Source organism: Chryseobacterium sp. 2TAF14 (assembly GCF_052115105.1).
Classification (GTDB): domain Bacteria; phylum Bacteroidota; class Bacteroidia; order Flavobacteriales; family Weeksellaceae; genus Chryseobacterium.
On record NZ_JBFRGA010000297.1, the window covers coordinates 1 to 2,086 of the forward strand.

Annotated in this window: 2 protein-coding genes; both read right to left on the reverse strand. The window is 36.5% G+C overall.

What is annotated here, in order from left to right:
* Nucleotides 1–3: 3 nt before the first annotated feature.
* Entirely contained in the window at nt 4–675 is a 672-nt protein-coding gene (locus AB4Y90_RS17685; RefSeq protein ID WP_441558880.1) for a D-alanyl-D-alanine carboxypeptidase, read from the reverse strand.
* Between the two features lie 160 nt (nt 676–835).
* On the reverse strand, nt 836–2,086 hold a 1,251-nt coding region (gene priA / locus AB4Y90_RS17690), incomplete at its 5' end, for a replication restart helicase PriA (protein WP_441558881.1).

The following is a 2,086-nucleotide window of genomic DNA, read 5'->3' on the forward strand; positions in this document are numbered from 1 at the left end:
CTACTATCTTCCTGTAGTAGTACCTACAGGAAGATAGTAGTTATTATTTTCTAGCCAAACAACATTTTCCGGAAGCGACGAAATGTTACCTTTGAAAAGCGCTGTCTGAATAATAATATCACCATTTACCTTTTTAATACCTTCACGAGACATTCCGCCTGCAAAATCTGAAACAATATCTCTGTAAGACCAGGCTCCCGCTTTATTGGTTCCCAGACTTGGATCACCGCTTCCTACAATGTAAAGATTTCCGTTTAAAGTTCCGTTCTCATCAATTTCTCCCGAGTATTCCAGCTGCGTCATCCAACGGTAATTTTCACCCAACATGCTCATTGCAGTTTCGGTGGTCAACAGTTTGGTTGTAGAGGCAGGTACAAGCGGAGTGTTTTCGTTGTACGAAGAAATTACCTTCTTCGTTTTCGGGTCGTAGACTACAAATCCCCAAGTTGCATTTTTCAGCACGGGATCGGTCATCATCGTGTTTACATTAATGTCTACAAGTTCTTTCGGCGACAAAATAGCTTTTTCCACGGCAGCAACCGGCGATGGAAGATTTAAGCTTGTTTTATTGTCGTAATTTTGAGAGTAAAGAACTGTAGAAACGGTCGATTGAGCAAGTAAGAAACCAGCAGTAAGAACCGTTACACCTGAAATATATTTTCTGAAATTTACCATCTARTTTTACTTTTGTACATATTTTGGATGGTATAAGAATTGATAAGTTAAATCAAATCACAACAATCCAAACATATAGTCAACGTTCAAAAGTAGAAATTATTATGGTATGGTAGTTCAGTAGACTATACTAAAAGGCTATAAAATTTGTTAAAATTTGTTAAAAATCCACAAAAACATCTTTTTTAATACTTTGATAAGCAGTGATTTCGTCAAATTCTTTTAAACTCAGCAAAACTAAACTCTTGAATTTTTCATAGTTTTTGCCACGCGGAAGCTTAAGCAAAATCTGAAACTGATACAGATTATTCAATCTTGCAATCTGGGCTCTTTCTGGACCTAAAATACAATCTTCAGGAAGATATTTCCTTAAAACCGACCCTAAAAACTGTGAAGCACGGTTCACTTTTTCATCTCTTCTGTGCTTCAGCTCGATCATAATTAATTTTGTGAAAGGCGGATAATGAAATTTCTGACGTTCGGTGAGGAAATATTTATAAATTTTAGAAACATTATTCATTTTAATCAATTGGAAAACAGAATGATCCGGATTAAAAGTCTGAATTAAAATTCGTCCGTTCCCAGAAACTCTTCCCGCTCTTCCGGAAACCTGTGTAATCAGTTGATACGCTCTTTCTTCGGCTCTGAAATCCTGCACATACAGCATAGAATCGGCTTTCGGAATGGCAACCAATTCGATATGATCAAAATCCAGACCTTTGGAAATCATCTGAGTTCCAACAACAATATCGGTTTCTCCGTCCTCAATTTTTTCGTATAATTTTTCGTAGGCAAATTTCTTTCGCATCGAATCAACATCCATTCTGTCGACTTCATTGTCCGGAAAAATTTTAGAAATTTCTTCATGAATCTGTTCAACGCCTACTCCCCTTTCGTTAAGGTTTTCAGAATAACATTTTGGGCAGGTTTTCGGCTTCGATGCTCGTTGTCCACAATAATGGCATTTCATTTCGTTTGCAGCTTTATGATACGTCATTACAACATCGCAATTTGAGCAGTAATTCACATATCCGCAAGATTCGCATTCCAAAACACTGGCGTAACCACGACGATTATGAAGAATCATCGTCTGATTTTTTTCTTCTAAAGTCTTTTTAATTTCATCAATTAATTTCAACGAAAAATTACCTGAAACTTTTTTCGAATCCTGTGCTTCTTTAAAATTAATCAATTCAAATTCAGGAAGCTTTACATTTCCGAATCTTTCATTCAGAAAAACATATTTCATCTTTTCTTTTCGGGCTAAATAATAGCTTTCAACAGAAGGCGTGGCCGAACCCAAAATCACATTCGCACCATAAAAATTAGCCAAAACTAAAGCGGCATCTTTTGCATTGAAAAACGGAGAAACTTCTCTCGGTTTATACCCAGAATCATGCTCTTCATCAAC

Bases quoted from the DNA above. Each gene is read 5' to 3' on its own strand.
- AB4Y90_RS17685 (WP_441558880.1), bottom strand. From the start codon at position 675: ATGGTAAATTTCAGAAAATATATTTCAGGTGTAACGGTTCTTACTGCT.